This is a genomic window from Nostoc sp. FACHB-110, assembly GCF_014697425.1.
In the GTDB taxonomy this organism is placed as follows: Bacteria; Cyanobacteriota; Cyanobacteriia; order Cyanobacteriales; family Nostocaceae; genus Nostoc_B.
The window spans coordinates 190346-199395 of sequence record NZ_JACJRU010000010.1; the positions used below are offsets into that span (position 1 = coordinate 190346).

At 40.3% G+C, this 9050-nt stretch carries 6 protein-coding genes and 2 pseudogenes; all 8 read left to right on the plus strand.

Features of this window, described 5'->3' with window-relative positions:
- Nucleotides 1-47: 47 nt before the first annotated feature.
- Nucleotides 48-2741 carry a bifunctional acetaldehyde-CoA/alcohol dehydrogenase gene (adhE, locus tag H6G69_RS12745; protein ID WP_190686899.1) on the plus strand — a complete coding sequence of 898 codons (2694 nt, stop codon included), beginning with the start codon at nucleotides 48-50 and terminating at the stop codon, nucleotides 2739-2741.
- 429 nt (nucleotides 2742-3170) lie between these two features.
- Nucleotides 3171-5012, plus strand: coding sequence for a tetratricopeptide repeat protein (locus H6G69_RS12750; RefSeq protein WP_190686902.1), 1842 nt, complete (start codon nucleotides 3171-3173; stop codon nucleotides 5010-5012).
- Nucleotides 5013-5289: 277 nt separating this feature from the next.
- A pseudogene (locus H6G69_RS12755) lies at nucleotides 5290-5493 on the plus strand (DUF2243 domain-containing protein); the annotation flags it as partial.
- A gap of 6 nt (nucleotides 5494-5499) precedes the next feature.
- Nucleotides 5500-6129 (plus strand): DUF4129 domain-containing protein, encoded by a 630-nt coding sequence (locus H6G69_RS12760; protein ID WP_190686905.1) that lies wholly within the window; start codon nucleotides 5500-5502, stop codon nucleotides 6127-6129.
- Nucleotides 6130-6132: 3 nt separating this feature from the next.
- Nucleotides 6133-7221: a DUF4350 domain-containing protein gene (locus H6G69_RS12765; protein ID WP_190686907.1), complete on the plus strand. Its 1089-nt coding sequence runs from the start codon at nucleotides 6133-6135 to the stop codon at nucleotides 7219-7221.
- A 71-nt stretch (nucleotides 7222-7292) separates the two neighbouring features.
- Nucleotides 7293-8243, plus strand: coding sequence for a MoxR family ATPase (locus tag H6G69_RS12770; protein WP_190686910.1), 951 nt, complete (start codon nucleotides 7293-7295; stop codon nucleotides 8241-8243).
- Nucleotides 8244-8274: 31 nt separating this feature from the next.
- The gene (locus H6G69_RS12775; RefSeq protein ID WP_313950778.1) at nucleotides 8275-8673 is read left to right on the plus strand and encodes a four helix bundle protein; all 399 of its coding nucleotides are present in this window, start codon (nucleotides 8275-8277) and stop codon (nucleotides 8671-8673) included.
- A gap of 37 nt (nucleotides 8674-8710) precedes the next feature.
- Nucleotides 8711-9050 (plus strand): annotated as a pseudogene (locus H6G69_RS12780) (DUF58 domain-containing protein); the annotation flags it as partial.

Sequence of the window (9050 nt, forward strand, 5' to 3'; positions counted from 1 at the left end):
GTTCAGCATCGGGAAATCTCTGTAGGAAATTCTCACAAAGGACAAATATGCAAGTTACCAATATTGAAGAACTAGAATTACTTGTAAAACGGGTAAAAACCGCCCAAGCTAAATATGCCAATTTTTCCCAAGAACAAGTCGATACAATCTTTAAAAAGGCAGCATTAGCCGCTAACGCCGAACGCATTCCCTTAGCTAAATTAGCTGTTGCGGAAACAGGGATGGGGATTGTTGAAGATAAGGTGATTAAAAATCACTTTGCTTCTGAGTTTATTTACAACAAATACAAACACGAAAAAACCTGCGGCATCATTGAAGAAGACAATACATTTGGCATTCAAAAAATTTCCGAACCTGTAGGAATTGTGGCGGGAATTGTCCCTGTCACTAATCCAACGGCAACAACAATTTTTAAAGCCTTGATTGCTTTAAAAACTCGTAACGCCATTATCTTTTCACCCCATCCTAAATCGAAAAAATGTACTGTAGAAGCAGCGAAAATTATTCTTAAAGCTGCGATCGCGGCGGGTGCGCCAGAAGATATCATTGGTTGGATAGACGAACCAACGGTGGAATTATCCAAAGCTTTAATGCAGCATCCAGAAATTAAATTAATTTTAGCCACTGGTGGGCCGGGAATGGTACGTGCTGCTTATTCTTCTGGTAATCCATCTTTAGGTGTTGGTGCTGGTAATACTCCGGCTGTGATTGATAGTAGCGCGCATATTCAAACTGCTGTGAGTTCGATTTTATTAAGTAAAACCTTCGACAACGGCATGATTTGTGCCTCAGAACAATCCGTTGTCGTTGTTGATGATGTTTACGAAAAAGTTAAACAAGAATTTATCTGTCGTGGTGCATATTTTCTCAACGATGAGGAAAAACAAAAGCTGGGTAATGTGATTTTGAAAGATGGCAGATTAAACCCTGCCATTGTTGGTCAATCAGTAGAAAATTTAGCTAAGTTAGCCGGAATTTATCTACCAAATGATAGCGATTCTGACCATGCACCCAAGATTTATAAAGTCTTAATTGGAGAAGTTGAAACAGTAGGAGAAAGTGAGCCTTTTGCTTACGAAAAGTTATCGCCAATTTTGGCTATGTATAAAGCTTCAACTTTTCATAAAGCTGTAGCGCAAGCTGAACAATTGATAGAATTTGGTGGCTTAGGACACACATCGGTATTGTATACAAACCCCGCCAATCTAGATGATATTGCCTATTTTGAAAATAGAATGAAAACTGGGCGAGTCCTAATTAATACGCCGTCTTCTCAAGGGGCAATAGGCGATTTATATAACTTTAAACTTGACCCATCTTTAACTTTAGGTTGCGGTACTTGGGGAGGGAATACTGTTTCGGATAACGTCACACCCCATCACCTCGTCAATATCAAAACGGTATCGCAACGTCGGCAAAATATGTTGTGGTTCCGCATTCCTCCTAAAGTATATTTCAAATATGGTTGTTTACCTGTAGCTTTACGCGATTTAGTCGGTAAGGAACGTGCTTTTATCATTACCGATAAGCCATTATTTGATTTAGGCATTGTCGATAAAGTTACCCAGGTTTTAGACGAAATTGGTGTGAAACATGACGTATTCCACGATGTTGAACCTGACCCAACATTATCGAATGTCAATAAAGGATTAGCCTTACTCAGAAGTTATCAACCAGATGTCATTATTGCCATTGGTGGTGGTTCGCCAATGGATGCAGCCAAAGTCATGTGGTTGATGTACGAACATCCCGATGTGGAGTTTGAAGGCTTGGCGATGCGGTTTATGGATATTCGCAAGCGGGTTTATGAATTACCGCCTTTAGGACAAAAAGCCATCATGGTTGCAATACCCACAACTTCGGGTACTGGTTCGGAAGTGACACCGTTTGCGGTGGTGACAGATGACAGAGTAGGTGTGAAATACCCCTTAGCTGATTATGCCCTAACTCCGAATATTGCGATCGCCGACCCAGAACTCACCTTAAATATGCCGAAAAAACTCACGGCTTATGGCGGTATTGATGCCTTAACTCATGCCTTGGAAGCCTACGTATCCGTAATGGCAACCGAATTTACCGATGGTTTGGCACTGCAAGCCATCAGACTATTGTTTAAATATTTACCCAGTGCTTACAAAAACGGTGCTAAAGACCCGAAAGCACGAGAAAAGGTACATTATGCAGCCACAATTGCCGGGATGGCCTTTGCCAATGCCTTCTTAGGTATTTGTCACTCAATGGCGCACAAACTCGGTGCAACCTTCCACGTTCCCCACGGACTCGCCAACGCCTTGATGATTTCCCACGTCATTCGCTACAACGCTACCGATATTCCCTTTAAGCAAGCCATCTTTCCGCAATACAAATATCCCAATGCTAAAGATAGATACGCTCAAATAGCTGATCATTTGCATTTAGGCGGGAATACAGCCGATGAAAAAGTGGAATTGTTGATTAGGGCGATCGAAAATCTCAAGCATGAAATTGACATTCCTACCACGATTAAACAAGCATTAGGAGATGAAGATCAAGACTTCTACATCAAAGTAGAAGAGATGGCAGAACAAGCCTTTGACGACCAATGCACAGGTGCAAACCCGCGCTATCCCCTAATGAATGACTTGAAAGAGTTGTATGTTTTAGCTTATCAAGGTTGTCGGATTGATGCCGCGCTCTATCACAGCACACCTGAATTGTTGAGCAATGAGGGGGCAATTACTACACAACAGATAGGTGTATAAGAGACAGGACTTACGCACAAGGTATCAAAAATCGAACCGCAGAGGCACAGAGTTCACGGAGAAATTAGGGTTTGAGAGGTGTTTTGCCTAAGTCCTAAGATAGTTCAACAGAATTGTCTCAGCCTCTCCTCAAAGCGGCTACCGTGTACACACAAGTCGAAAATAGTCAGTATGAAAGCCTATCCCGCCTTGAACTAAAGTTCCAGGCTCATAGCGAAAGTCCACAAAGCGTGGACTGTCAGACATTTTTGGTTGAGTCATCTTCAGATGACTTGCGCTATGAGACTCGGAATTCATTCCGAGGCGGGACAGATGCACTCAACGAACATTTGTGTGTACACACAAGCCTCAAAGCGGGGAGAGGTTATTATCTATCATCTGCACTTAACATTAGAATAAGAATTAATGTGACGTTATCTGATAGTTAAAGTGACAGACTCTCTGCCATTGCGCGATCGCTACCTTGGTTTAATTGACGAAATTGTGCAACTTACTCTCCAGGGCAAGATTAGCTCTGTAGAGATGGTGTATCAAATGCTGCAAAAAAGTATCACATCCGGTACAGGAGAAATATTTGAGTTAGCTTTAAGCGAGCGCTTGAGTACCATTCAAAATCAAGTTGACGCTGAAAAAGACGAACTCAAAAAAGCCAAGGCTAACCGGAGTTTGAGAGCAATTAAAACCATTCAAACTCAATGGCAAAGATATGCTGAACAAAATAAAGCTACAGAAGCACTCGCCTTGGCCGTCAAAGATATCACCACAGCCGCAGCTGATGAGCGCCTAGCCGTATTTTTACGTTTTACTGACCCCAATCAAAAGCAACCGCTCAATTCTTCCCAATTACAGCAATTAGCCAAAGCTTTACAACAATTTGCCCAATTAGACGCTGATATTGCCCAAATCTCCGAAGGGATTACGCGCGGTTTGGCAGGATGGCAAAGATTACAAGAACACTTGATTAGTTGGCTATACGAGCAAAATCGAGAATTGGGATTTGGTGGCGTACCCGGAGAAAACGGCCCTTGGGCGACTTGGGCAAAAAAAGTGAATAGCGAATTACCCCAAGCACTATTTCGTAGCCTCGCCTTAGAACAATCAGCACTGGAATTTGCTGAAAAGCGTAGTATTAACTTGAGTGATTGGGTAGAAATCGCCTTAATTCTACAATATCTGCAACGCGGGTTAGTGAATTGGTTTGATCAACAACCATATAACGTGCAAGCAGGGTCAAAATTATCAATTTCCACTTACTTGACCTTTGCCGTCATTTGGAGCCAGTTAGCCAGTGGTTTTGGTAACACTGCAGCAGTGTATGGTAATGGTGGTTCGCAAATGATGTTACAAATCTTGCGAAACTTTGCCCAACGCCCCTATTTCCCCCTTTACGGTGGGATTTTCGCTTCCTTTTCCGGGAGTTATTTGCGAAATGCCCTAGATTATTTAGACGAACCCCTACGAAAAGTAGAAGGAACCCAAGAAAAAGCGCGAATTTTGACCCTTTTAGGCTATTCACAACGGGCATTAGGACAGTATCAACGCTCCATTAAATTTCACCTACAAGCTTTGGAGATAGCGCGCAATGCAGGCGATAGGCCTTGTGAAATTGCCAACCTCAACCACCTCAGCCGGACTTACGTGCAAGAAAAAGATTATGCTGAGGCAATTAATTATAGTCAACGAGCATTAATTTTAAGTCGGCAAGCAGGCGATCTTACAGGCGAAGCTAACGCCCTGGTCAATTTAGGTTACAGCGAAGTCATGCAAGCGCAACAGTTAGAACAAATTGAACCAGAAACTTACGAAATGCCTATTAACTATTTAGAACAAGGATTAAAATTATTAGAAAAATTAGGTGATATTCAAAGTAAAGGTTTGTGTTTAAGTAGTTTAGGCATTGCTTATTTAGTAATTGGCGACGCCCAAACCGCTATTAAATATTTAGAAGAAGGTTTTAAAACAGCGCAAATCTCAGGTGATTTATATCTTCAAGGGCGCAATTTAGCTTACTTAGCCGAAGCTTATTATCACCTCCAAAATCCCGAAAAAGCCATTTACACTGGTAGCTTGGGAATGTATCTTTTAGAGCAAATCGCCTCAAATGAATGGCGACAATCAGCAGGTTTATTAACAATATTGCAAGGACAAATAGGCAAAGAAGCATTTCAACACTTCCTGCAACAAGAAAGGACAAAAATTATAGCAATTATCGGTGTAGATGGGTATGATTACATCCCCCAATTACTGCTGCGATATCAACAGGATATTTAATACAAGAGAGGCTCGAGACTAGAAGCGAGAGGCTAGTCTTAGAGGATGTTTGAAAAGTATTGGGCGAATAGAATTCGCTACTACACAAACAAAGTCCACCTACGTGGACTAATGAAAAATCAGAAGATATTTGCGAGATAAAAATTTATGGTGATAACGCAACTTTATCTGTGGCAATAATAATTGTGACCAAGCCCCGTTGGGGCGGGGTGTGGGGTGTGGGGTAAAAAGACAGCCCAACAACCTTTATCGAACAAGCCCCGTCTGTTCAAGACGCTCTACAACCTTTTTCGGCTCTATACTCATTGGTGCAGGTTTATTTGATGCCGTGGAAGGTATCATTGACCATCAAATTCTCGGTATTCATCATGTCAAGCCAGGGCCAAATCAGTTGGTTTGGGATTTAGGATTTTTAGTATTTGGGGTGTTGCTTGTTTTAGGTGGCTGGATAATGCTACAAAAGAGCAAAAAAAGTTACTAAATTTTTATGGCTACTGATGGCTTTGAGAAAACTAGCTGGGGTTGGCAGATATCCCAACTCCAACAACAAATCGGAGAATGGCTAGAATACCAATTTGACCGTTTTCAAAATTCTTTACCAAACCTGTCTCCAGGATGGAATATTAGTCCTTGGTTGGGTAATTTGTTGAACTTTTTATTTTGGCTAATAGTTGCTTTACTTTTCGCTTTGATAGTTTGGCGTTTGTGGCGAGAATTTAGTCCTTACGTATATGCTTGGCTATCTAGAGACAATACTTGGAATACAGCCGACCAAAATCGCGCCAATGATTTATCTGTAGCACGATGGTTAGAGCGATCGCAAGAACTTTATCGTCAGGGTAATTACCGTGAAGCGTGTCGTTGTCTTTACTTGGCAATCTTACAACACCTGCATGATACCAAACTCGTTCCGCATAAATTCAGCCGCACCGACGGCGAGTATTTAAAATTACTACGCTCAACTGTTACCCCAGTTCAGCCTTACGAAACCTTAATTACTATCCACGAACAATTATGTTTCAGTAATGTGGAAATCTTGCCAGAAAATTATCAGCAATGTCAGCAAGCCTATCAGGAAATTGTTAATGAACAACCCAACTCCGCACTCAGCAGTTAATGTATGAAAAATTATAACCGCATTGCTTGGATAGGTGCGATCGCACTTGCTGTAATTATTATAATTAGCATTTTTTCGGCTCCTAACACAAAAATTTCTAATGGCTCAACTTATGGTCGCTCTCCTGATGGCTATGGTGCTTGGTATGCTTTTATGCAAAAGCAAGGTATTACTATTCAACGTTGGCAAAAACCTCTGGAAGAATTCAAAGCCGAAAAAAATCCCATCACCTTACTGCGGATAATTAGTTATCAAAGAGAACCTTATTTGTTGTTCGATGAGGAAGAATGGTTAAAAAATGGTAATATTTTAATCATTTTAGGTGTCAAAACACCTGTGACAGCAGCGAACTTTTATTCTCTGCAACCAACAAATTTTGGTAATGTGAAAATTGCCACAAGTAGACGGAAACAAAAAGCTGAAGGTGAGCGGATTATTTTAGGCGATCGCTTTGGTAATATTGTTTGGGAAAAAGATGTAGAAAAAGGAAAAGTTATTTTTTCTAGCACTCCTTATTTAGCAGCTAACGCCTATCAAGATAATTTAAGTAACTTTCAATATCTCGCCAGCTTAATTAACCAAAAAGGTAACAAAATATTTGTCGATGAATATATTCACGGTTATAAAGATGCTGATGTCAGAGAACGTGAAGGTGAAGGTGATTTATTAAGTTATTTTGCTCAAACTCCTTTGTTACCTATATTCATCCAAATACTGATTTTACTTGCAGTATTTATTTGGGCAGAAAATCAACGCTTTGGTAAACCAATAGCCTTAGAGACTCCAGTTATAGACAACAGCCAAGCATATATTCAAGCCTTAGCCGCCGTATTGCAAAAAGCCGAATCCAGTGATTTTGTTGTAGATATGGTAGGTAAAGAAGAACAACTACAACTACAAAAAGCTTTAGGATTAGGCACAACACTACTAGAACGCCAAGTATTGTTACAAGTTTGGCAAGAAAAAACAGGTCAAAATCTAGCAGAACTCGACGCAGTATTAAAGTTATCTGCCCAAAAACCGCGTATTAGTGAGCGAGAACTGTTAAGCTGGTTGGCAAAATGGCGAACTTTGAAAGAAGTTCAAAAGTAATTTTTTACTTTGGGTCAACTGTGACAGCAAAAGCTGTATGTTTATGTGGGAGTTTTTTATTCGTAAAAATTATGAGTCAAAACCATTCTGTATTTATTCAACTCGAACAAAAAATCAATCAAATTGTCGTTGGTCAATCCAGCCTTATACAGCAATTACTCATAGCATTATTAGCCGGAGGACACATAATTTTAGAAGGTGTACCCGGAACAGGCAAAACCCTTTTAGTCAAAGTATTAGCACAGTTAATTCAAGGTGATTTTCGCCGCATTCAACTTACGCCGGATGTTTTACCATCAGACATTACAGGTACAAATATTTTTGACTTAAATAGTCGCAGTTTCACCCTCAAAAAAGGGCCAGTGTTTACCGAGGTTTTACTAGCAGATGAAATTAACCGCACTCCTCCCAAAACTCAAGCGGCACTGTTAGAAGCAATGGAAGAAATGCAAGTAACTTTAGATGGGGAAAGTTTACCTCTGCCGGATTTATTTTGGGTAATTGCAACACAAAACCCCTTGGAATTTGAAGGTACTTATCCATTACCAGAAGCCCAGTTAGACAGGTTCTTATTCAAACTATTAGTAGATTATCCTGACCAAGCCGCCGAAAAACAAATGTTACTTAATCGTCAAGCGGGATTTGCAGCGCGACGTGTAGATATTTTTAGTTTAAAACCAGTCGCAACAGTCGCAGAAATTTTACAAGCACGCCAAGAAGTGAAACAAGTGCAAATATCTGAGAAAATTATCGATTATCTTTTAGCTTTAGTGAGAGCATCACGCCAATTTCCTGATTTAGCGTTGGGTGCATCACCCCGTGCTGCTGGTGCTTGGTTGCAGACATCCCAAGCCACCGCATGGTTAGCCGGAAGGGATTTTGTCACACCAGATGATGTCAAAGCTGTAGCATCACCTTTGTTACGTCATCGCTTGCTACTTAAACCAGAAGCAATGCTAGATGGTTTACAAATTGATGCGATTATTGCGTCGGTAATTAATCAAGTGCAAGTCCCTAGGTGAAGTGTGAAGTGTGAAGTATGAAGTGTGAAGTGTGAAAGAGAAAAAAGTTATGAAAGAGGAAAAACAAGTTTCTTGGGATATTCGAGAACGTTCGTTTGAATATGCGTTACGAGCAATTAAGTTATATCAATTTTTGCAAGATGGTAAAGACCAAGCAGGCTGGATTATTGGTAAACAATACCTTAGATCAGCAACTTCAATAGGAGCTAATTTAGAAGAAGCAAAATCAGGAGAAAGTAAGGCAGACTTTATTCATAAGTACAGCATTGCTCAAAAAGAAGCTAGGGAAAGTTTGTATTGGCTACGGATTTTAAACAAATCAGAAATTGTTTCATCTCAACGTCTACTACCTCTACTAAACGAAACTGAAGAAATAATTTCTGTCATCACAACTATCATTGTTAAAGTCAAAAAAAATAGACCTTCTTAATTTCATACTTCATACTTCATACTTCATACTTCAAAAAATGATTCCTTCTCAAAGACTTTATTTATTTTTGATATCGGGAATTGCGATCGCTCCCATTTTATCCTTATTTCTCACCATTCCCGTGAGTATCGCTATCACATTATTATTTGATGCCATTATTCTGATATTGATGATGGTGGATGGGTTGCGAGTCCGTTCATTACGAGTACAAATCAAGCGAGAATTACCGCAACGTTTATCTATTGGGCGAGATAATCCAGTAATCTTGACGGTAACAGCTGCAAACACTGACGCAATTATTCAAATTCGTGATTACTATCCCACAGAATTTGGCGTATCTACCCCAACATTCACCGCCACTATTAGTGCTAACACTA